The following is a 21,994-nucleotide window of genomic DNA, read 5'->3' as shown; positions in this document are numbered from 1 at the left end:
CGCGCCCGCCTTCCAATCTGCAACGCCCCTGATATAAGGAGTACATCATGCTTGATATAAACCATATCATCAACGATGAAGGCCTTCAGTATTCCGACCCCGAAGGCAACATGTACAACCTGGAACACTGGTCTCCGATGACGGTAAAACACATGGCGCAGGAAGAGGGGTTGGAAGAGCTGACCGAAGATCATTGGCATGTGATTTACACATTGCGGAATCTTTATAGAGAAAACGGACGCTCAGCGAATTCGCGCGTGGTCATGCGTATTCTGGAACAGGATTTCGTCAATGAGGGCGGGCGTCGTTATCTTTATGAGCTGTTCCCGAAGGGGCCAGTCAGCCAAGGATCACGTTTGGCAGGCATACCTGCCCCGTTATATTCCAGAGATCCTTCATTCGGCTGGGCGGCGTAACAAAACAAGGGTCGTCTGCCTCGCAGATTGACTGTGTTCAAAATCTTGGTCTGCAGGAGAGAATCATGAACAAAGCCGATATGTTGATTTATATTCATCCAGAACTGGAACCACAAGCAAGGAGCGAATTGACAAGGATGGTCGAGGGACGCGTTGGGGTTGATTGCGCCGAATTTGACCGTCATTCACATTCACATGCCTTGATCGTGAAATATGATCCCGATGCAGTTCGAGGCATGCAGATTCTGGATATGGTGCGTAAAACAGACCCGGTGGCGACCATCGTTGGCCTGTAATCCCGGCGAGAGGGGTAATGCAAAGAGGGGAAGATGGGGTGGCTGATGGGGCTCGAACCCACGACAACTGGAATCACAATCCAGGGCTCTACCAACTGAGCTACAGCCACCGTTGAACCATCAAGTCTATTGGCGTGCCCGACAGGAATCGAACCTGTAACCCCCAGCTTAGAAGGCTGGTGCTCTATCCGGTTGAGCTACGGGCACAATTCTTTCGGCATCCAACAAACTCTTGCTACTTGAACCTGGTCGGGGTGGAGAGATTCGAACTCCCGACATCCTGCTCCCAAAGCAGGCGCGCTACCAGGCTACGCTACACCCCGAGAGCGCGGCATTATACAGACCGAGCGGCAAAAATCAATTTTGATTGCGAGATTTTTCCAATATTTGTGGCATGGCCAGGGTCAGGTAATAAACCATCGACCACAAAGTCAGCACCGCAGCGAGGTAGATCAGCAAATTCCCCCACCATAACGTCGAGATACCGAACAAGGGCTCCTGATACAGCAAGAACAGGATAGCCAGCATCTGGAACGCGGTCTTGAACTTGCCGAGCATGGAAACGGCCACGCTCTTGCTATTGCCGAGTTGTGCCATCCATTCGCGCAACGCAGAGATCGTGATCTCGCGACCGATGATGATGAAGGCGATGATGTCATTGACCAATCCCAGTTTGACCAAAACAATCAGTGCAGCTGCCACCATCAGTTTGTCCGCCACTGGATCAAGGAAGGCGCCAAAAGCCGACCCTTGGTCCAAAGCGCGTGCCAGATAGCCATCGAGCCAATCCGTAATGGCTGCAAGCCAGAAGATGGCTGTGCTGAACAGATGTTTCTGGTGCAGGCTAAGCGTTTCATCCGAAACATAGAACACCGAGAAAAACACGGGGATCATCAGTATCCTGAACCAGGTCAGCAGATTCGGTATATTGAGTGGCATCGTTAATGTAGGTGCTGGTAAATTTTTTCTGCAAGCAATGGGCTGATCCCCTCTACTCGCGCTAATTCTTCTATGCTGGCTTGTTGTACACCCTTTAACCCACCGAAATGGGTCAGCAAGTTGCGGCGGCGTTTTTCTCCCACTCCCTCGATGTCTTCCAATGATGAAGTGGTGCGCGCTTTTCCGCGTCGTGCACGATGGCCGCTGATGGCAAAACGATGAGCCTCATCACGCACTTGCTGGATCAGATGCAGGGCAGGACTATCTGGGGTCAATTGTAACGGCTTTTCCGCACCGGGTCGCAACAATTGCTCCTTTCCCGGCTTGCGTTCCACTCCCTTGGCCACTCCAATCAGCGCGATATCGGACAATCCGAACTCTGCCATCACCTCCACCGCCATGCCCAACTGTCCGGCTCCACCGTCGATCAGGATCAGGTCCGGGCGCTTGCCCTCCCCCGCCTGCAATTTCTGGTAGCGCCGCTGCAGTGCCTGCCGCATCGCGGCATAGTCGTCACCGGGCGTGATGCCGCCGATGTTGTAACGACGATATTCCTGCGGGCGGATGGCCAAATCATCGTAGACCACGCACGATGCCACAGTCGCTTCACCCATGGTATGACTGATGTCGAAGCATTCGATCCGTTTCAGATCGGGCAATGACAATGCCGTACGCAGCGCCTCCAGGCGCAATGCCTGTCCGGCTTGCAAGCCGGCTTGCTGGCGCAATGCCAACAGTGCATTGCCTTGCGCCATCTCCAGCCATTGCCGCCGCTCCCCGGTCACCGCGTGCCGGATCTGAACCTTGTGCCCCGCCTGCTCGCTCAACAACGCTTCCAGTGTTTCATCGGAGATCTCTGCGCTGGTGATGATCAGCGAAGGTACGTTACTCTCCAGATAATGCTGCGCCAAGAAAGCCTCCAGCACCTCAGCGCTGTCCTGGCCCTGCACGTTCTGGGGAAAGAACGGTTTGTCGCCCAGATGCCGCCCACCGCGCACCACAGCGAGGTTCAGGCATATCGCGCCTTCAGCCTCGACTACCGCCACAATGTCGGCATCGGTATCGCGCCCGCTCTCCACGAACTGTTTCTGCTGCACCGTATGCAGTGCCTGCAACTGGTCGCGCAGCGCGGCGGCATGTTCGTAGTGCATGGCTTCTGCCGCCTGTTCCATCGCCTCCCGCAGACGTTTCTCCACCTCATCGAACTTGCCTTGCAGCAACAGTCCGGCATTGCGCACATCGGTAGCGTAATCCTCGGCGCTGATGAGTCCGACACATGGCGCGCTGCAGCGATGGATCTGATGCAGCAGACAGGGTCTGGTTCGGTTGTTGAAGACTCCTTCCTCGCACGTGCGCAGCCGGAACACCTTTTGCAGCAGATTGATGCTTTCCTTCGCCGCCTGCGCGTTTGGATAGGGACCGAAATACTGATTGCGTTTGTCGGTAGCTCCGCGGTAATAAGTCAGGCGCGGCGACGGACTGCCGGTCAGCACGATGTAGGGATAGGATTTGTCGTCGCGGAACAGGATGTTGTAACGCGGCTTCAGTGACTTGATGAGATTGTTCTCCAGCAGCAAAGCCTCGGCCTCGGAACGCGTCACGGTGACTTCGATGCGCGCGATGTGCGACACCATCAGGCGGATGCGCGGCGACAGGTTACTCTGCTGGAAATAGGAGCCGACGCGCTTCTTGAGCTGGTTGGCCTTGCCCACGTACAGCACTTGCCCAGCCTCGTCCAGCATACGATACACACCAGGCTGCAATGGCAGCGAGGCGACGAACTCTTTAGGGTCGAAGGCTGTGGCGTTCAAGGATAGATTCAAAGACCTGATGGAACATCGCTTCAGTCAAGCGTCTGGTCTGGGTATTGTAGCGGCTGCAATGGTAACTGTCATACAGCTTCAGGCCATTCGGCAATTCGTGGCGTGCCGAGTGGGCGAATTTGTAGCCCTTCACCTTCAGGGCGCAGGCGCGCAACACCGCCTCATGTGCGACGGTGCCCAGGGCAAGTATCGCTGCTCCTTGCGGCACGGCTGCCAGTTCCTGTACGAGGTAGCCGTTGCATTGCCTGACCTCGGCCGGTTCGGGCTTGTTCTGCGGCGGCAAGCAGCGTACTGCATTGGTGATGCGGCAACTCTTCAGTTTCAGCCGGGGATTGGCCTGTTTATTGGCATCCAGAGGCTCGGCTGCGGTAGCCAAACCGAATTTATGCAAGGTCGAATACAACAGGTCACCGGCGTAATCGCCGGTGAAAGGTCGTCCGGTTCGGTTTGCACCATGCATGCCCGGTGCCAGCCCAACGATCAGCAAGGGCGACCCTGCATCGCCGAAGGAAGGAACCGGCTTGGCAAAATAGTCCGGCTGCGCCAAACGAACCTCATCCAGGAAAGAAGCCAGCCGCGGACACAACCGGCAATCGGTGGAAAAAACGTTCATATAGTTATCTGTTTCTATTGGAATCTCAAAGCATCGATAGGCTTGAGCATGGAGGCTTTGCGTGCAGGATACCAGCCGAAGAATATGCCGACTGCTGCAGCCACACAAAAGGCCGTGACGATGGAAGTAACGGTCACCAGCACTTCCATGCCGGTCAGCTTGCTCACCGCCATTGCCCCGCCGACGCCAAGCAGCACACCGATCAGGCAACCGACCACGGAGATGATGATGGCTTCCAGCAGGAATTGCAGCAGGATGTCCTTGGCGCGGGCTCCGATAGCCATGCGGATACCGATTTCGCGTGTGCGTTCCGTAACCGATACCAACATGATATTCATGATCCCGATGCCGCCAACCAGCAACGAGATTGAGGCGATGGCGCCCAGCATCATGGACATGACCTTGGCAGTCTCGGCAGCGGTGTTCGCCATGGCGGTAAGGTTGCGCACGGTAAAGTCGTCGTCTGCGCCTTCACGGATACGGTGGCGCTGGCGCAGCAATTGGTTGATCGATTTCTCGACTCTCGGCATCGCATCGGCCGACTCGGCCTGCGCCATGACGTATCGTACGGTGCCGCCGATGCGGGTCCCGAACAGCTTGCGTTGCGCCGTGGATACCGGAACCAGCACGGTGTCATCCTGATCGCGCCCATCCAGGCTTTGACCTTTGGCCCCGAGCACCCCGAGAACCACATAAGGACTGTTCTTGATGCGTATGGTCTTGCCTACCGGATCTTCGTCGCCGAACAGGTTTTGCACCACGGTTTCGCCCAGCAACGCAACCTGTGTCGCCGAGCGGACATCGGAATCGGAAAACGAAGCTCCTTCAGCCAACTGCCAATCGCGCACCTTCAGGTAACTTGGAGTTGTGCCATTGATCACGGTGCTCCAGTTATTGGGACCATATATCAATTGGGCAGTCCCCGGCGATGCCGGGGCGGCTGCATTGACCGACGACAATTCCTCGATGGCCTGCGCATCTGCCACGGTCAGTGTCGGTGCTGCGCCTCCACCCATGCGCGCCCCGCCGGATGTGGTCGAGCCGGAAAGAATGATGAACAGATTGCTGCCCATGGATGCGATGGATGCCTGCACTTGCTGCTGCGCCCCCTGCCCCACAGCCAGCATCAGGATCACGGCGCCGACACCGATGACCATGCCGAGCATGGTCAGGAAGGTGCGCAACCGGTTCGCTCCCATCGCCATCCAGGCTTCACTGAGCATGGCGCTGATCACGAGGTCGCCTCCAGATGGTGCGGGGCGGCATGCTCGATCGCCCCGTCATACACGATGCGGCCATCGGAGAGTCGCACCAGCCGCTGCGCATAAGTGGCGATGTCCGATTCGTGCGTGATGAGGACGATCGTGATGCCATCGCGCTGGTTCAGTTCGGTGAACAGCGCCATGATCTCCTGACTGGTATGCGTATCGAGATTGCCGGTCGGTTCGTCTGCCAGCAGCAGCTTGGGATGGTTGACCAGCGCGCGCGCGATGGCAACGCGCTGCTGCTGCCCGCCCGATATCTGATTGGGACGTGAGCGCCGGTATTGCCCGAGCCCGACCTTCTCCAGCATTTCGCTGGCACGTGCCAAACGGGTCGCGGTCGGTGTACCGCGATAGATCAACGGCAATGCGACGTTATCCTCCAGACTTGCGCGTGGCAACAGATTGAATCCCTGGAACACGAAGCCGATCACCTGATTGCGCAACAACGCCAGTTCATCGCGGCTCTGCGCGTTCACATCGCGGCCGTTGAGAAAATAGTTGCCGCTGGTCGCCACATCGAGGCAGCCGAGGATATTCATGAACGTGGATTTACCCGAACCCGACGGCCCCATGATGGCGACGAATTCCCCCGGCATCACCGAGACAGAAACATCCTTGAGCACCGGCACCGTGCCCGCTTCGGTCACGTACTCCTTGTATAGCCGCTCGATACGAATGACGGGATCGCTGTTCATCGCCAGCACCTAGAACAATCTCATACCGCGACCGCCTTCGCTCTTGGAGGGCGGTTGCAGGTCTTCGACGATGACAGCATCGCCTTCCTTGATCGATCCTCCCAGTACCTCGGTCTGACGATTATCCGTGATACCTACGGAAATGCGCGCCGCTTTGGGCTGGCTGTTATCCAGCAGATACACCGTGCCCATGGGGATCGCTTCTCCCTTGTTCTTGCCTGCTCCCTCGCTTGCAGATTTGTCGTTGCTGCGCATCCTGTCCTGCCGGGACGTCGCATCGCCGGGCCGAAAACGCAATGCGGCATTGGGAACCAGCAACGCATCATTGCGCTGCGCGACGACGATGTTCACGTACGCCGTCATGCCCGGCATCAGTGCCTGATCCAGATTGTCCACCGACACCACCACATCATAGGTAACCACGTTCTGCTGCGTGGTCGGATTCAGCCGCACCTGGCGAACTTCGCCGCGGAATATGCGGTTCGGGAAGGCATCGACGCGGAATGTCGCATGCTGGCCCACGCGGATGTTACCCACATCCGCCTCGGCATAACTCGTGTCGATCTGCATGTGCGAGAGATCCTGGGCGATCTGGAACAAGGTCGGCGATTGCAGCGAAGCCGCCACGGTCTGACCGACATCGACCAGCCGCGACACTACGACACCGGATACCGGCGAGCGGATCACGGTGTTGTCCAGGTTCCTGCGGTCGCGCACCACCTGTGCCTGAGCAACATCAAACTGGGCCTTGGCCGCTTTGAACGCCTGCACGGCGACATCCAGGTCCTGGCGTGTCACATATTCCTGTGCAAACAGCCCGCGCGCCCTGGTTTCATTGGCTTGGGCCAGATCCAGCGAAGCCTGGGCACTGGCAAGGTTCGCTTCGCTTTGCTGTAGTTGCGCACGATTCAGCGTCGGATCGAGTTCCAGCAATATCTGTCCCGCTTTGACCTGATCGTTGAAATCGGCATGCAATTTTTTTACGATCCCGGAAACCTGACTGCCCACGCTCACCAATACCACCGGATTCAAGGTTCCGTTAGCAGCAACACTTTGCGTGATGGATCCGCGCTCGATCGTTGCAGTCGCATAACGCCCTGCTACAGGGGATTTTTTTGGCATGACCCACCAGAAGATGACGGCTCCGCCAATGAGCAGCGCCAAGATGCCGATCATCATGCTTTTTGATATTTTCATTTGCATCACAGAACTCCGATTCCCGATGTGAAGTATCGTGCTATCCCTGCTGCTTCAGTTACCTGCATCCAGCCTGGTCAAGTCAAGCTGACCGATCGCTTGCGCCAATGCCAGTCTGCTCGATTTGAAGTTGTACAGCGCTGCCACGCGCTGTTGCCGGGCGCTAGCCAAGGCACTTTGCGCATTCAGCACATCCAGTATGGACATGTTCGCAACCCCCGCCTTATAACGGCCCAGCGTCATTCGTTCTGACTGCTCTGCCGACGCCACCAGGTCGCTGGCAGCGATCAGCGACTGGCTATTGGTCAACAAGGTCTGATAGGACTTCCAGACGTCCAGCGCGATCTGGTTGGCTAGCAGTTCGCGCGCTGCCACCTTGCCCTCCAACTGAAACTCGGCGGCACGGTTCTGATAGGTGTTGCGTGTGCCAGTGAACAAGGGCACATTGAGCGTTACGCCGATACTGCTGCTATTGGTACTGGGCGCTCCGGAAATATTCTGGGTTCCGGTCGATGCCCCCAGACTCACCGTTGGCAAGCCCGTTGCACGGGTCGCAGTGAGTTGCGCTTCGGCAGCTTTGATCTGCGCCTCTGCAGCCTGCAGATCGGGGCGTTTCCGGCGTGCCTCTTCGATCAGTTTCCCGATGTCCTGCTCAATGAAAGGATCGGGCGTCGATTCCGGCAAGGTCGCCAGTAAAAACGGCTGACTGGCGTCGAATCCCATGATATTTGCCAACGTGCCCTGAGCGGAGCGTTCATTGCCCTGTGCCGTGATCAGATTGAGCCTGGCCTGGGACAACGCTGTCTGCGCCTGCAATTTGTCTGCCGGCGTGGCGACTCCAGCCATATAGCGGGCGTCGGCTGCAGCCAGGCTTTCCTTGGCCGAAGCCTCGGCAATCTGCAATGCATCCACATTGGCTCGGGCGGACAGCAATGCATAGTAGGATTGCACGGCAGTCAGGAAGTTGGCCTGCAGCGTCGCATCGCGCGTCGCGCTCGCCGCCACCAACAGTTGTTTGGCATTTTCCAGCGTCGCGGAACGGCCGCCGAAATCAAACAGCAAATAGCTTGCAGTCAGGCTGGCGTTACGCGAGTTGTAACTGTTCTTCTGTCCGGCCGAATTGGAGAAATTGCGCGACAGGCTGCCTTGAGCCGAAAGCGTAGGCAAATAGGCCGACATGGCGACACCCACATTCGCCGCCTCGGCACGTGCGCTTGCCCACAAGGAACGCGTCTGGGGATTGTTGCACAAGGCCAGATCGACCACGTCGGCCAGGTTCAATGGCTTGCTGATCTTGTCCCGGTCACAGTTGCCGGTATCTGCCGTTTGGGGGAATTCTCCCGGCTCCATGTATTGGCCGGTTGAAAGGGGATCGCCAGCCGCACAGGCAGCCAATGGCAACAATGTCGCCAGAAACATCAATAGCAATAGATGAAATCGATATCGAATCACGTTATCAGGCAAATTCGGGCAGAGGTTGTGTATGCACGGTCTCTACCCTATAACAAAATCATCGAATTGGGTGCATTGATACAATTTTGTACAATGAATTTCAATAAAAAGCCCCGCTCGAAGCGGGGCTTGAATGACATCGGTCTCCGAATTATTCGGCAGCAGGTGCGGCTGCTTCCGGTTGTGGCAACAACGCCTTCATGCTTAGACGCATGCGGCCCTTGTCGTCCACTTCCAGCACCTTGACCTTGACCACTTGGCCTTCTTTCAGATGGTCTGACACATTGGCGATACGCTCGTGCGAGATTTGCGAGATATGCAGCAAACCATCCTTGCCCGGCAAAATGTTGACCAGCGCACCGAAATCCAGCAGCTTGACCACCGGACCTTCGTAGATCTTGCCAACTTCCACTTCGGCCACGATATCCTCGATGCGCTTCTTCGCCAGTTCGCCCGCATCGCCGCTCACGCAGGCGATGGTGATATTGCCTTCATCGTCGATGTCGATGGTCGTGCCGGTCTCTTCGGTCAATGCACGGATCACCGCACCGCCCTTGCCGATCACGTCGCGGATCTTTTCCGGATTGATCTTCATCTTGATCATGCGCGGCGCGAAGTCGGAGACTTCAGGACGCACGGACGGCATCGCCTGCTTCATGATGCCGAGGATATGCAGACGGCCTTCCTTGGCCTGGCTCAAGGCGACCTGCATGATCTCCTTGGTGATGCCGTTGATCTTGATGTCCATCTGCAGCGCCGTGATGCCCTTGTCGGAGCCAGCCACCTTGAAGTCCATGTCGCCGAGGTGATCTTCGTCGCCCAGGATGTCGGTCAGCACGGCAAAACGGCCGCCGTCCTTGATCAGGCCCATGGCGATACCCGCCACATGGGTCTTCACCGGCACGCCTGCGTCCATCAGCGACAGGCAACCGCCGCACACGGACGCCATGGAGCTGGAACCGTTGGATTCGGTGATCTCGGACACCACGCGGATCGCGTAGCCGCATTCTTCCTCGCTCGGCAACACGGCCACCAAGGCGCGTTTGGCCAGACGGCCGTGGCCGATCTCGCGGCGCTTCGGCGTGCCCACTCGACCGGTTTCACCGGTGGAGTACGGCGGGAAGTTGTAATGCAGCATGAAGCGGTCGGAATACTCGCCCTGCAGTGCGTCGATGGTTTGCGAATCGCGCATGGAACCCAGCGTCGCCACCACCAGCGCCTGTGTCTCGCCGCGGGTAAACAATACGGAACCATGGGTACGCGGCAGCACGCCGGTACGGATAGTGATCGGGCGCACGGTGCGAGTGTCGCGACCGTCGATGCGCGGTTCGCCGCTGAGGATCTGACCGCGCACGATCTTGGCTTCCAGCGCGCTGAACAGTTCGCCGATCTCGTTCCTGGAGACATTCTCGAATTCCGGAGTTGCCAGCGCTTCGGATACCTTGGCACGGATCGCATCCACTTGCTGGGTACGCGCCTGTTTCTGGCGCACAGCATATGCGGCTTTCAGCTCGTTCTCTGCCAGCGCATTGATCCTGGCGATCAGTGCCTCGTTCTTCGGAGCCGGCGTCCAGTCCCAGTCGTCCTGACCGACGGAATCGGCCATTTCGTTGATCGCATTGATCACGGCCTGCATCTGCTCGTGGCCGAACACCACAGCGCCCAGCATCACATCTTCCGACAGCTCCTGGGCTTCGGATTCCACCATCAGCACCGCCTTCGCTGTACCGGCAACCACCAGGTCCATCTTCGACTCGACCAGCTCATCCTTGGTCGGGTTAAGCACATATTGGCCATTGAGATAACCCACGCGCGCTGCGCCGATGGGGCCATCGAACGGGATGCCGGAGATCGCCAGCGCTGCTGAAGCGCCGATCATGGCGGGGATGTCGGAATCGATCTGCGGATCTGATGACATCACGGTCGCCACGATCTGCACTTCGTTGTAGAAACTTTCCGGGAACAGCGGGCGCAGCGGACGGTCGATCAGGCGCGAGGTCAAGATTTCCTTTTCGCTGGGACGGCCTTCGCGCTTGAAGAAGCCGCCGGGGATCTTGCCTGCGGCATAAGTGCGTTCCTGGTAATCCACGGTCAGCGGAAAGAAATCCTGGTCGGGCTTGGCATCCTTGCGTCCCACCACAGTGACCAGCACCACAGTGTCATCCAGGCTGACCATGATTGCGCCGCTGGACTGGCGCGCGATCTCGCCGGTCTCCAGCGTCAATTGATGTTTGCCGTAGCTCAGGGTTTTTTTATAGTGACTCAAGATAGCGCTCTCCATTGTGTACACGAACCGAGTGGCCCGCATGCTGAAACGACAACCAAAACGAAGCGGGCCGCATTCGCGACCCGCTTGCAAACCTCGTTACTTACGCAGATCCAGACGCTTGATCAGCTCTTTGTAACCGTCTTCATTCTTGCTCTTCAGGTAATCAAGCAGCTTGCGGCGGCGACTGACCAGACGCAGCAGACCACGACGGGAGTGGTGATCCTTGTTGTGTTCCTTGAAATGATCGGTCAGGTAATTGATACGTGCCGTCATCAGGGCAACTTGTACTTCCGGGGAGCCGGTATCGCCCTTGGCGCGTTGATAATCGGCCACGATCTGCGATTTTTGTGCAGCGGTAATAGACATTGACTTCTCTCTCCAATAAAAAGTGCGGCATTCTACCCCCGAATGGGGTCTCCGCTCAAGCTGATTCGCGCTTTGCAGCCATCTTGGCCACACTGGACAGCAGGCGGCTCGGAGACAGCCGCCCGCCCTCCAGGTCGCCCAGGCCGATGAATCGTCCGGCGGCGTACAGACGCCGTTTCCCGTCAGGGTACATATCGCTCAACCCCAATCTTTGTCCTTGTGCAAGCCGATTCGCCTGAACTTCATCCAGCTCCAGCCTCGGCAGGTTCTGTACCAGTCTATCCAGCGGCAACAGGCTGGCATCGCGTTGCACATCATCCATCCCCTCAAGCTGAGCGAGGGTATAGGCATCCTTCAGGCTGAACTCGCCGATTCCGGTACGCCGCAAGGCGACCAAGTGTCCACCGCAACCCAGTTTTTCACTGATATCTTCCGCCAGCGTGCGGACATATGTCCCCTTGCTGCACAGCACGCTGAATTCCAGTTCGTCTCCCTGCAGTCGTTCCAGCGTCAATTCGCGAATAAACACCGGGCGCAGCTCGCGTTCCACGGTTTCGCCCTTGCGGATATATTCATACAGCGGCCTGCCCTGATGTTTGATGGCACTGTGCATGGGCGGCAGCTGTTGCGTTTCGCCCATGAACATCGCCAGTACTGCCCGAGCTTGCGTTTCGTTCACTTCGACCTGGCGCGTTTCGGTGATCTCGCCTTCGGCATCGCCCGTCGTCGTGCGCTGCCCCAAGCGTATCGTCGCGCGATATCGCTTGTCGGCATCCAGCAAGGCAGTGGTGAATTTGGTGGCTTCGCCGAAACAGACCGGCAACAGGCCGGTGGCCAGAGGATCGAGCGTGCCGGTATGTCCGGCCTTTTCGGCGCCATATAGACGGCGGACTTTTTGCAGGGCGGTGTTGGAACTGAGCTCCAGCGGCTTGTCGAACAGCAGGACGCCATCTAGCGGCCTTTTGACGCGTTTGAATTGCTCAGTCTTTTTTGTCACTCGCAACCGCTTGATCGATCAACTGGGAGAGATGCGCGCCGCGCTCGACGGAGGCGTCGTATACAAAATGCAACTGGGGAGTGATGCGCAGCTTCATGGCGTGCGCCAATTGGCTGCGCAAAAAGCCAGCCGCACGCTCCAGCCCCAGCAGGAGGTCGGGGCTGTCGCCATCCAGCGAGGTGTAGAACACCTTGGCATGGGCATGGTCGTTGGTCACTGTCACTCCTGTCAGGGTGACTTTGCGCACACGCGGGTCTTTCACTTCCAGACGAATCAGTTCGGCCAGTTCACGCTGGATCTGCTCGGCGATGCGGTCTGTCCTGGCGAAATCCTTTGCCATAAAGTCAATTACCAAAAAATGAAAAACGTCGCGAGAGGCGATCAGGCAAGGCGGAAAACGTCTCAGAAGCGGAGTTTACATGGAGTAAATGAGCATTCTGAGACGTTTTCCAACGCAGCATCATCGCCTCGCAGCAGTTTTTCACAGCGCCCGCGCCACTTCAACGATCTCGAACACTTCCAGCTGGTCGCCGACTTCAAGATCGTTGTAGCCCTTCAATGACAGGCCGCATTCGAAGTTGGATTTGACTTCCTTGGCATCGTCCTTGAAGCGTTTCAACGAATCCAGTTCGCCGGTATGGATCACCACGTTGTTACGCAACACGCGCACGCTGGAAGAACGCTTGATCATGCCCTCGGTGACGTAGCAACCAGCGATCGTGCCCACCTTGGAGATGTGGAACACCTGGCGCACTTCGACCATGCCGATGATGCTTTCCTTCTTCTCCGGCGCCAGCATGCCGGACAACGCCGCCTTGATCTCGTCCACCATCGCATAGATGATGTTGTAGTAACGGATATCCACACCTGACGATTCCGCCAGACGGCGCGCTGTCGCATCGGCACGCGAATTGAAACCGATGATGATCGCCTTGGAGGCCAGCGCCAGGTTGACGTCGGATTCGGAGATCGCGCCCACACCACTGTGGATGATGCTGACCTTGACCTCGGCCGTGGACAGTTTCTGTAGCGATCCGGCGATCGCCTCGAGCGAACCCTGCACGTCGGCTTTCACGATCAGCGACAGGGTGCGCACTTCGCCTTCGCCCATCTGTTCGAACATGTTCTCCAGCTTGGCAGCCTGCTGCTTCGCCAGCTTCACGTCGCGGAACTTGCCCTGACGGAACAGCGCGATCTCACGCGCCTTCTTCTCGTCGGCCAGCACCAGGAAATCGGCGCCGGCGACCGGCACTTCTGACAACCCCTGTATCTCGACCGGGATCGAGGGGCCCGCTTCGTCGATCACTTTGCCGTTCTCGTCCAGCATGGCGCGCACGCGCCCGGACACGGAACCGACCAGGATCGCGTCGCCGCGCTTCAACGTACCGGATTGCACCAGCAGGGTCGCCACGGCGCCCTTGCCCTTGTCCAGACGAGCTTCGACCACCACGCCCTTGGCGCTGGCGTTCTTCGGCGCCTTCAGTTCCAGCACTTCGGCCTGCAGCAGGATGCCTTCCAGCAAGGTGTCGATACCCTGTCCGGTCTTGGCAGACACCTCGACAAACATCGCATCGCCGCCCCAGTCTTCCGGAACAACGCCTTCCGCCACCAGTTCCTGGCGCACGCGCTCGGAATTGGCATCCGGTTTGTCGATCTTGGTGATCGCCACCACGATAGGCACTTCGGCCGCCTTGGCGTGGTGGATCGCTTCCTTGGTCTGCGGCATCACGCCGTCGTCAGCCGCCACCACCAGGATCACGATATCGGTCGCCTTGGCGCCGCGCGCACGCATCGCCGTAAACGCCTCGTGGCCTGGGGTATCGAGGAAAGTGATCATGCCGCGCGGCGTATCCACGTGATAGGCGCCAATATGCTGGGTGATGCCGCCCGCCTCGCCGCTCGCCACGCGCGTGCGGCGGATATAGTCCAGCAAGGAAGTCTTGCCGTGGTCGACGTGGCCCATCACGGTCACTACCGGCGCACGAGATTCCATCACCACGTCGCCATGATCGACGGCTTCCAGCAGGAACGCGTCGGGATCGTCCGGCTTGGCCTGAATCGCCTTGTGCCCCAGTTCCTCGACCACGATCATCGCGGTCTCCTGATCCAGCACCTGGTTGATGGTGACCATGGAACCCATCTTCATCAATGTCTTGATGATCTCGGCAGCCTTGATCGACATCTTCTGCGCCAACTCCGCAACGGTGATGGTTTCCGGAACCATCACTTCCTGCATGATCGGCTCGGTCGGCAAAGAGAACGCATGTGCCGCTTCGGGTTTGCTGTGTTTGTCATGACGCGGCGCACGAATCGCGCTGCCGCCAGTACGCCCGCCCAATCCGGCACGGGTATCCGTGCTGCGCGATGGAGGACGCTTTTTGTGTCCGGCCTCATCCCAGGGACTGTCCTTGGCTGAGGGCTTTTCTGTCTTCTTGGTCGGCCGTGCCACCTTGTCGCCGGGCTTGAGCGTCGGCTTATGCAAAGTTCCTTCAGGTGGCGCCGCCACTGCCGGTGCGGCAACGGCTGGCTTGGCTTCGGCGACTGGCTCAGGCGCAGGGGCCGGAACCGGTTCTGCGGCAGCGATCTTGCGTTTGCTGCGCTCCTGTTTGGCAAGTACGTCGGCAGCCTGGCGTGCCGCCAATTCCGCTTGCAGACGCGCCTCTTCTTCGCGCGCCTTCTGTTCCTGTTCGTCGAGCACTTTCCTTGCCGGTTTGCCCGGCTTGACTTCCTCAGCTACCGGAGCTGTTACAGCTGCAGGAGCTTCAGCGATCGGCGCAGCTGCAACGGTACGTTTCTTGCGCACTTCCACCTGGATGGTGCGCGATTTGCCCGTACTGTCCGCCTTCTTGATGGCAGTCGTTTCGCGGCGCGTCAGTGTGATCTTGCTCTTGCTTGCGCCATGTGCACCGCGCAGGTGTTCGAGCAGTTGCGCCTTGTCCTGTTCCGAAATGGAGTCGGTCTCTTTCTGCTTAGTGACTCCAGCCGATTGCAACTGCTCCAATAGCAGTTCGACCGGCAGCCCCAGCTCACCCGCAAATTGCGCGACGTTCATTTTTCCCATTACGACCCCTTAAACCAATACCTGACTACGGATAACCTTTGCTTCTTGCGCTTCGGACTTAAACGAACCAGGGCGCGCGTGCCGTCATGATCAACTGATTTGCGCGCTCCGCGTCCATCCCGGTCATTTCAACCAGTTCATCGCCGTCCAGATCGGCCAACTGCTCCTGCGTGCCGACACCCTTGCCCGCCAAGGTACGCGCCGTCTCTTCGTCCATGCCAGCGATCTTCAGCAAGTCCTCGATGTTATGCTCGACCTGCTCTTCGTTGACGATAGCGGCGGTCAGCAGCGCATTGCGTGCGCGGCTGCGCAACTCATTGACAGTCGCCTCGTCGAAAGATTCGATTGCCTGCATCTCTTCCAGCGGCACATAAGCTACTTCTTCCAGCGTATTGAAGCCTTCCTGCACCAGGATATCGGCGACTTCCTCGTCCACATCCAGTTTGGCAACGAACAGGTCGCGGATCTTGGAGAATTCCTGCTCGTTCTTCTCGGCGGATTGCTCCACCGTCATCAGGTTGATCTCCCAGCCGGTCATGTCGCTGGCGAGACGGACGTTCTGGCCGCCGCGGCCGATGGCCTGCGCCAGGTTCTCTTCCTCGACCACCACATCCATGCTGTGCTTCTCTTCATCCACCACGATGCTGGTCACCTCGGCCGGAGCCAGGGCATTGATGACATAGGTTGCCGGCTCTTCCGACCACAGGATGATGTCGACGCGCTCACCCGCCAATTCGTTGGTCACGGCCTGCACGCGCGAACCGCGCATACCGACACAGGTGCCGATCGGATCGAGACGCTGGTCGTGGCTGCGCACCGCGATCTTGGCGCGCGAACCGGGATCGCGTGCGGCGCTGACGATCTCCAGCAGCCCCTCCTCGATCTCGGGCACTTCCAGCTCGAACAGCTTGCTCAGGAATTCGGTGGTGATACGCGACAGGATGATCTGCGGACCGCGTACGGTGCGGTCCACGCGCAGCAGATAGGCGCGCACACGGTCGCCGACGCGCAGGTTCTCTTTCGGGATCATCTGGTCGCGCGGCAGCAGCGCTTCGATCTTGCCGAATTCGACGATGGCGTTGCCGCGTTCGATGCGCTTGATGGTGCCGGACACCAGGTGCTCGTTGCGTTCCATGAAGTCGGCGAGGATCTGTTCGCGTTCCGCATCGCGGATCTTCTGAAAGATCACCTGTTTCGCAGCCTGTGCGCCGATGCGGCCGAAATCGATGTTCTCCAGCGGCTCTTCGATGAACTCTTCCAGCTGGATATGCGGATCGCGTTTCTGCGCCTCTTCAAGCTTGATGTGCAGCTCGGGCGTCTCGAACGTCTCGTCGTCCATCACCTGCCAGCGACGGAACGATTCGTACTCGCCGGACTGGCGATCGATGCTCACGCGCACATCCGCCTCTTCATCTGAAAAGCGTTTCTTGGTAGCAGAGGCCAATGCCGATTCCAGCGCACCAAACACGATCTCCTTGTCCACGTTCTTCTCACGCGCCAAGGCATCTACCAACAACAGAACTTCACGGCTCATAGCTTTCTCCAACTACTTCAAAACACGGGCACCAAACGTGCCTTATCCATATTCGACAGCTCAATTGCTACCAGGCTGCCATCCACATCCAACTGCACTACGCCATCCTTCACTTCGCCGATGATGCCGGCAAAGTTCTTGCGCCCTGCCAGCGGCACGCGCACCTTGATCTGCGCCTTCTGCCCGGCAAACCGCACAAAATCGGATTCTTTCTTCAGCACACGATCCAGTCCCGGCGAAGAGACTTCGAGGCGTTCGTATTCCACCCCTTCCACCGTGAACAGGCGCACCAGTTGGTTGCTCACGCGCTCGCAGTCTTCCACCGAGATGCCGTCCGGCTTGTCCATGAACACGCGCATCAGCCCGCGACCGGACACTTCCAGATCGACCAACTCGTAGCCCATACCGGCCAGTGTCGTCTCTACCAGCTTCGCCACATCCATATTCGCACCCACAAATAAAAAACGGGCTCGAAGCCCATCTGAAAACGGCGCGGATTGTACCAAAAGGTCAGGCCAATGGAAACAGGTATTTAAGGAAGATAGCTAAACTCATCCCATCTCCCTGTGAGAGCAGGTCAGGAAGAAGGGCGCATTTCAACCATTCCCCTCTCCCCAACCCTCTCCCCGTCTGGGCGAGGGGGCAAAGTCATCAAACGTTCATCCCGCCATCAACTTCCGAATGCCTTGCACATCCGGCTGCAAAATCACACCCTTTTCAGTGATAAGCCCCGTCACCAGTTCGGCCGGAGTCACATCAAAGGCCGGATTGCGGATCTTCACCCCCTGCGCCGCCCAATGGTTATCGCGGAAGCCCTTCACCTCGTCCACCGAGCGCTCCTCGATGGGAATATCCGCGCCCGTGGCGATGTTCAAGTCGATGGTCGAAAGCGGACACGCCACATAGAACGGGATGTTGTGCCGTTTCGCCAGCACCGCCACCATGTAGGTACCGATCTTGTTCGCCACATCGCCGTTGGCCGCCACGCGATCCGTACCCACCACCACGGCATCCACCTCGCCGTGTGCCATCAGGTGACCGGCCATGTTGTCGGTGATCAGCGTCACCGGGATATTCTCCTGCACCATCTCCCACGCCGTCAGTCGCGCCCCTTGCAGGAAAGGCCGCGTCTCGTCGGCAATGACCGAGATCTTCTTGCCCGCCTCCACCGCCGAACGGAACACCCCCAGCGCCGTCCCCCAGCCTGCGGTTGCCAGCGCCCCTGCGTTGCAATGCGTCAACACCCGCGCCCCGTCCTTCAACAAGGCCGCGCCGTTCGCGCCCATCGCCTTGTTGATGCGGATGTCCTCGGCCAGTATCTCGTGTGCCTCGGCTAGCAAACGCTGCGCGACCTGCTGCGGCGTTTGCGTCGCCACGCTCACCCACACCTTGCGCATGCGCTGCAAGGCCCAGAACAGGTTCACCGCCGTTGGGCGGCTAGCGGCCAGCACGGTAAAGCCTTCTTCCATGCCTTTATCAAACTCAGTCCGTTCGCCCTGAGCTCCGCCTGTCCTGAGTTTGTCGAAGGATCGAAGGGTGGACGGCTCCTCTGACAATCGCAACGCCTCCAGCGCCACCCCATAAGCCGCCGCCACACCGATGGCCGGCGCACCGCGCACCACCATGCTGCGGATGCCTTCCGCCACCGAAGCTGCCGAGTAGTAACTCAAATATTCAAAGGCAGCAGGCAGGATGCGCTGGTCTATCATCTCCAGCCGGTCGTTGAACCAGCGCAGGGTTTCGATTTTCATATCACTTTCTCAAATGTACTTGGGTGAAGCGCAGCGTTACCTACGCTAAGCTCGATTTATTTAAAGGGAATATTTTTTGGTGCCGATCAATAGCAAGGGAGAAATATCGCAAATCATAAGTGCTATCGTAATTGGGAAAGTGCTTTCGATAAAATTCCATAGCCCACATGAAGAAGCCAATCTCCGTTAGAAATAGATGATGCAAGCTAACGTAGGCATTTTCCTGAAATACAGGATGAAGAGGCGTGAAGACTCCATCTTCAGTTACTTCCTCACCTAGGAGAATCATACCTTCAAGACTCGAAGAATGAGCCACTTTGGAATATGCACCATACTGTTTCTTTAACGCGCCTTTGAGATATTTAAGTTGAGGTGTTTTATTAATTAGAGAGTTCACATCCAAGCCCGCAGTCAGTTCATTTAACCGCGCTAGCAGTTCCATTTGTTTGCGAACTATTACGGCAGCATCGGTTAGCTCACCGCAAAGTGTAAGGTCTGCCGCAATAAAGTAAGACCTACAAAAAGAACTGGCTAATTTAACTATATATTCCCCGTTTCTAATCTTTCCAATATCTTGATCTGCTAGAAACGTCACCATACTGGCTACAATTTCGTGCATTGAAGCCACAAGAATATTTACATCTTTATGGTGAGATAAAAATTGTTGGGTCACTAAGCCACGAAAATGCTCTCTCGTATGGAGATGCTCTTCTGCCTTTGTATGGAATTTTTCGTTCGTCATACTGCCACCCAGATATTGGCCTTATGGAACCTGATAAAAATCGTAGCGAGCGACTCGATAGCAAGGCGCACGGAACGGAGAAACCGGAATGTACTTAAAGTACATGAGGATTTCGAGTACCGCGCAACGCCGCTATCGAATCGCGCAGTAGATTTTTGCAGGTTCCATTAATCACCCTCAAACTCGCACAAGGCAAACACCTTGTGCCCGCGTTTCTCCAGCCGCGCACGACCGCCGATATCCGGCAGGTCGATCATAAAGCAGCATTCGATGATCTTGCCGCCCATCTTCTCGATCAGGATGACGGCAGCTTCGGCCGTGCCACCGGTGGCGATGAGATCGTCCACCAGCAGAACTTTTTCGCCTTTGGAGATCGCGTCGGTGTGGATCTCGATGCGGTCGGTGCCGTATTCGAGTGCGTAGTCGTGGCCGATGGTTTCGGCGGGAAGTTTGCCTTTTTTGCGGATGGGCACGAAGCCGACGCCGAGCGCGTAGGCCAGCGGCGTACCGATGATGAAGCCGCGCGATTCGATGCCGGCGATCTTGTCGATTTTCACGTCCTTGTAGCGGCGCACCAGTTCATCGATGGTGGCGCGCAGGCCGATGGGGTCCTTGAGCACCGTGGTGATGTCGCGGAACATGATGCCTTGTTTGGGGTAATGGGGGACGGTACGGACTCGGGATTTGATGGGCATGGTGGTTCCTAATTTCTACTCAGGTTGATTAAAGCTGGTTCCCCCACCCTCATTCCCTCCCCCGGTGGGAGAGGGAAGTTGAACCCTTCTCCCGCGAGGGAAAGGTTGGGATGGGGGAATGTCCGTTGCAAATCTCAAACTTCATTTAGTCGCGCTTTTTGTACTCCACGAACTTCTCTTTCACTTCATGCATCTGCTGTGCGGTAAGTATCTTCGGCTCCCCTACCGACAATGCTCGCCAGTAAATCTCGCACAAATATTCGACTTCCTGCGCGACGGACAGCGCATCGTCCAGGTCCTTGCCCAGCGCGATCATTCCGTGGTTGCCCAGCAGGCAGGCCTTGCGGTCGCGCAGTGCTTCCAGTGCGAGGTCGGACAGGTTCTGCTCGCCGAAGATGGTGTAAGGTGTACAGCGGATGCTGTCACCACCCGCGATGGCGATGTGGTAATGCACGGCTGGCACGTCGCGGCCCAGGCAGGCGATGGTGGTGGCGAAGGTGGAGTGCATGTGCAGCACGGCACCGATCTCGGGGCGGGCATTCAATATGTCGCAATGGAAGCGCCACTCGCTGGAAGGCTTGCGGCCTTGCAGCACCTTGCCTTCCTTGTCGATTAGCACCAGGTCCCGCTCGGTCATCTCGGCCACAGGCAAGGCGGAAGGCGTGATAAGGATGTCGCTGCCGTGGCGCACCGAGGCGTTGCCTGCCGTGCCGCGATTGAGGCCGAGTTCGACCATGCGGCGGGAGGTGTCCAGCAGTTGCTGGCGTAATGTTTGTTCGGTCATTTCGTTGCCTACATATAAACATTCAAAATCGTTCGTCATTCCGGCAAAGGCCTGAATCCACTGATTTTATATAACCAGACACCGGCCTTCGCCGGTGTGACAACATTATTTCAGCACGCGCCCAGCGATGGCCTGCAGCTTCTTTTTCATCGCCGCATCGCGAGCTTCCGGTGCGGTGATGAGCGCGTATTGCAAGGCGCTACGGCACCCGCACTCGCAGGCCTTGGCATCCGCACCGATGTGCGGCACGACATGCTTCACCAGGCTTTTGGCCTTATCTGCGTTCGCCAGCAGCACCTTGATGATCTGCTCCACGGTGACATCGTCATGGTTCGGATGCCAGCAGTCGTAGTCGGTGACCATGGCCACGGTGGCGTAGCAGAGCTCGGCCTCGCGCGCGAGCTTGGCTTCGGGCATGTTGGTCATGCCGATCACGTCACAACCCCAGCTGCGGTAGAGTTCGGATTCGGCCAGGCTGCTGAACTGCGGCCCCTCCATCACCAAATAAGTGCCCCCGCGCATGGCAGATATGCCTGCTTCCCTGGCCGCCACTTCGATATGGTCGCCCAAGCGCTTGCACACCGGATGCGCCATCGAAACATGCGCGACCAATCCCGTACCGAAGAAGGATTTTTCGCGCGCGAAGGTGCGGTCGATGAACTGGTCGACGATGACGAAGGTGCCCGGCGGCAGGTGCTCGCGCAACGAACCGACCGCGCTGACCGAGATGACATCGCTCACGCCGACGCGCTTGAGCACGTCGATGTTGGCGCGGAAGTTGATCTCGGACGGCGGAATCTTGTGCCCTCTGCCATGGCGCGGCAGGAAGGCCAGTTTCACGCCGTTGAGCTCGCCGAACAGCAGTTCGTCCGACGGTGCGCCGAATGACGATTCGACCTTTTCCCAGCGTTTGTGCTCCAGCCCGGCGATGTCATACACACCGCTCCCCCCGATGATGCCGATGCTTGCTTGTGCCATTGCTATTCCCTGCCACTGAAATGAGGCAGGATTGAAACAGGAAACCTCGTTCTACTCAAGGTCAATGACAGGCAAGATAGACAAGAATGTCGCTCGGGCGTATCTTTTGATTATTCATTCC

Annotated in this window: 21 protein-coding genes and 3 tRNA genes; 2 read left to right on the top strand and 22 right to left on the bottom strand. The window is 57.8% G+C overall.

Features of this window, described 5'->3' with window-relative positions:
- Positions 1 to 47 precede the first annotated feature (47 nt).
- Positions 48 to 416 (top strand): TusE/DsrC/DsvC family sulfur relay protein, encoded by a 369-nt coding sequence (locus tag SLIT_RS07440; protein ID WP_013029630.1) that lies wholly within the window; start codon positions 48 to 50, stop codon positions 414 to 416.
- A gap of 65 nt (positions 417 to 481) precedes the next feature.
- Positions 482 to 712, top strand: a complete 231-nt coding sequence (locus tag SLIT_RS07435; protein ID WP_013029629.1) for a hypothetical protein — start codon at positions 482 to 484, stop codon at positions 710 to 712.
- Between the two features lie 34 nt (positions 713 to 746).
- Here SLIT_RS07435 and SLIT_RS07430 read toward each other — a convergent pair.
- The 22 genes from SLIT_RS07430 to SLIT_RS07325 all read right to left on the bottom strand — a co-directional run bounded on the left by SLIT_RS07430 (position 747) and on the right by SLIT_RS07325 (position 21,873).
- Positions 747 to 822: transfer RNA gene (locus tag SLIT_RS07430), tRNA-His, on the bottom strand.
- Positions 823 to 842: 20 nt separating this feature from the next.
- Positions 843 to 919 (bottom strand) — tRNA-Arg (locus SLIT_RS07425).
- 39 nt (positions 920 to 958) lie between these two features.
- A tRNA-Pro gene (locus SLIT_RS07420) sits at positions 959 to 1,035 on the bottom strand.
- A 34-nt stretch (positions 1,036 to 1,069) separates the two neighbouring features.
- Complete coding sequence (gene pgsA / locus SLIT_RS07415) at positions 1,070 to 1,651, bottom strand: CDP-diacylglycerol--glycerol-3-phosphate 3-phosphatidyltransferase (RefSeq protein WP_013029628.1); 582 nt, start codon at positions 1,649 to 1,651, stop codon at positions 1,070 to 1,072.
- Positions 1,652 to 1,653: 2 nt separating this feature from the next.
- Positions 1,654 to 3,462, bottom strand: a complete 1,809-nt coding sequence (uvrC, locus tag SLIT_RS07410; protein ID WP_013029627.1) for an excinuclease ABC subunit UvrC — start codon at positions 3,460 to 3,462, stop codon at positions 1,654 to 1,656.
- On the bottom strand, positions 3,437 to 4,087 hold the full coding sequence (locus SLIT_RS07405) for a uracil-DNA glycosylase (protein ID WP_013029626.1): 651 nt from the start codon (positions 4,085 to 4,087) through the stop codon (positions 3,437 to 3,439). Before SLIT_RS07405 ends, uvrC begins: the two co-directional genes overlap by 26 nt.
- 14 nt (positions 4,088 to 4,101) lie before the next feature.
- Positions 4,102 to 5,322, bottom strand: a complete 1,221-nt coding sequence (locus SLIT_RS07400) for an ABC transporter permease (protein WP_013029625.1) — start codon at positions 5,320 to 5,322, stop codon at positions 4,102 to 4,104.
- Positions 5,319 to 6,047 carry an ABC transporter ATP-binding protein gene (locus SLIT_RS07395; RefSeq protein ID WP_013029624.1) on the bottom strand — a complete coding sequence of 243 codons (729 nt, stop codon included), beginning with the start codon at positions 6,045 to 6,047 and terminating at the stop codon, positions 5,319 to 5,321. The genes SLIT_RS07400 and SLIT_RS07395 overlap by 4 nt, the downstream gene beginning before the upstream one ends.
- Positions 6,048 to 6,056: 9 nt before the next feature.
- Entirely contained in the window at positions 6,057 to 7,244 is a 1,188-nt protein-coding gene (locus SLIT_RS07390; protein ID WP_083775059.1) for an efflux RND transporter periplasmic adaptor subunit, read from the bottom strand.
- A gap of 54 nt (positions 7,245 to 7,298) precedes the next feature.
- Positions 7,299 to 8,663 carry a TolC family protein gene (locus tag SLIT_RS07385; RefSeq protein WP_013029622.1) on the bottom strand — a complete coding sequence of 455 codons (1,365 nt, stop codon included), beginning with the start codon at positions 8,661 to 8,663 and terminating at the stop codon, positions 7,299 to 7,301.
- Positions 8,664 to 8,847: 184 nt separating this feature from the next.
- Entirely contained in the window at positions 8,848 to 10,962 is a 2,115-nt protein-coding gene (gene pnp, locus SLIT_RS07380; RefSeq protein WP_150102967.1) for a polyribonucleotide nucleotidyltransferase, read from the bottom strand.
- A 99-nt stretch (positions 10,963 to 11,061) separates the two neighbouring features.
- Positions 11,062 to 11,331 carry a 30S ribosomal protein S15 gene (rpsO, locus tag SLIT_RS07375; RefSeq protein ID WP_013029620.1) on the bottom strand — a complete coding sequence of 90 codons (270 nt, stop codon included), beginning with the start codon at positions 11,329 to 11,331 and terminating at the stop codon, positions 11,062 to 11,064.
- A gap of 55 nt (positions 11,332 to 11,386) precedes the next feature.
- Positions 11,387 to 12,328: a tRNA pseudouridine(55) synthase TruB gene (gene truB / locus SLIT_RS07370; RefSeq protein WP_013029619.1), complete on the bottom strand. Its 942-nt coding sequence runs from the start codon at positions 12,326 to 12,328 to the stop codon at positions 11,387 to 11,389.
- Positions 12,312 to 12,668 (bottom strand): 30S ribosome-binding factor RbfA, encoded by a 357-nt coding sequence (gene rbfA, locus SLIT_RS07365; RefSeq protein ID WP_013029618.1) that lies wholly within the window; start codon positions 12,666 to 12,668, stop codon positions 12,312 to 12,314. Before rbfA ends, truB begins: the two co-directional genes overlap by 17 nt.
- 141 nt (positions 12,669 to 12,809) lie before the next feature.
- The gene (gene infB / locus SLIT_RS07360) at positions 12,810 to 15,389 is read right to left on the bottom strand and encodes a translation initiation factor IF-2 (protein ID WP_013029617.1); all 2,580 of its coding nucleotides are present in this window, start codon (positions 15,387 to 15,389) and stop codon (positions 12,810 to 12,812) included.
- Positions 15,390 to 15,447: 58 nt separating this feature from the next.
- A complete protein-coding gene (gene nusA, locus SLIT_RS07355; RefSeq protein ID WP_013029616.1) occupies positions 15,448 to 16,923 on the bottom strand; it encodes a transcription termination factor NusA in 1,476 nt (491 codons plus the stop codon).
- Between the two features lie 17 nt (positions 16,924 to 16,940).
- Complete coding sequence (rimP, locus tag SLIT_RS07350; RefSeq protein ID WP_013029615.1) at positions 16,941 to 17,366, bottom strand: ribosome maturation factor RimP; 426 nt, start codon at positions 17,364 to 17,366, stop codon at positions 16,941 to 16,943.
- Positions 17,367 to 17,582: 216 nt separating this feature from the next.
- Positions 17,583 to 18,674 carry an S-methyl-5-thioribose-1-phosphate isomerase gene (gene mtnA / locus SLIT_RS07345; RefSeq protein ID WP_013029614.1) on the bottom strand — a complete coding sequence of 364 codons (1,092 nt, stop codon included), beginning with the start codon at positions 18,672 to 18,674 and terminating at the stop codon, positions 17,583 to 17,585.
- Between the two features lie 40 nt (positions 18,675 to 18,714).
- A complete protein-coding gene (locus SLIT_RS07340; protein WP_013029613.1) occupies positions 18,715 to 19,416 on the bottom strand; it encodes a hypothetical protein in 702 nt (233 codons plus the stop codon).
- 167 nt (positions 19,417 to 19,583) lie between these two features.
- A complete protein-coding gene (locus SLIT_RS07335; RefSeq protein ID WP_013029612.1) occupies positions 19,584 to 20,111 on the bottom strand; it encodes an adenine phosphoribosyltransferase in 528 nt (175 codons plus the stop codon).
- Between the two features lie 145 nt (positions 20,112 to 20,256).
- The gene (locus SLIT_RS07330; RefSeq protein WP_041420805.1) at positions 20,257 to 20,895 is read right to left on the bottom strand and encodes a class II aldolase/adducin family protein; all 639 of its coding nucleotides are present in this window, start codon (positions 20,893 to 20,895) and stop codon (positions 20,257 to 20,259) included.
- A gap of 105 nt (positions 20,896 to 21,000) precedes the next feature.
- Positions 21,001 to 21,873 (bottom strand): S-methyl-5'-thioadenosine phosphorylase, encoded by an 873-nt coding sequence (locus SLIT_RS07325; RefSeq protein WP_013029610.1) that lies wholly within the window; start codon positions 21,871 to 21,873, stop codon positions 21,001 to 21,003.
- Between the last annotated feature and the right edge of the window lie 121 nt (positions 21,874 to 21,994).

Source organism: Sideroxydans lithotrophicus ES-1, from assembly GCF_000025705.1.
In the GTDB taxonomy this organism is placed as follows: Bacteria; Pseudomonadota; Gammaproteobacteria; order Burkholderiales; family Gallionellaceae; genus Sideroxyarcus; species Sideroxyarcus lithotrophicus.
Note: the sequence above shows the minus strand (reverse complement) of the source record. Positions and strands in the feature narration are given on the sequence as shown.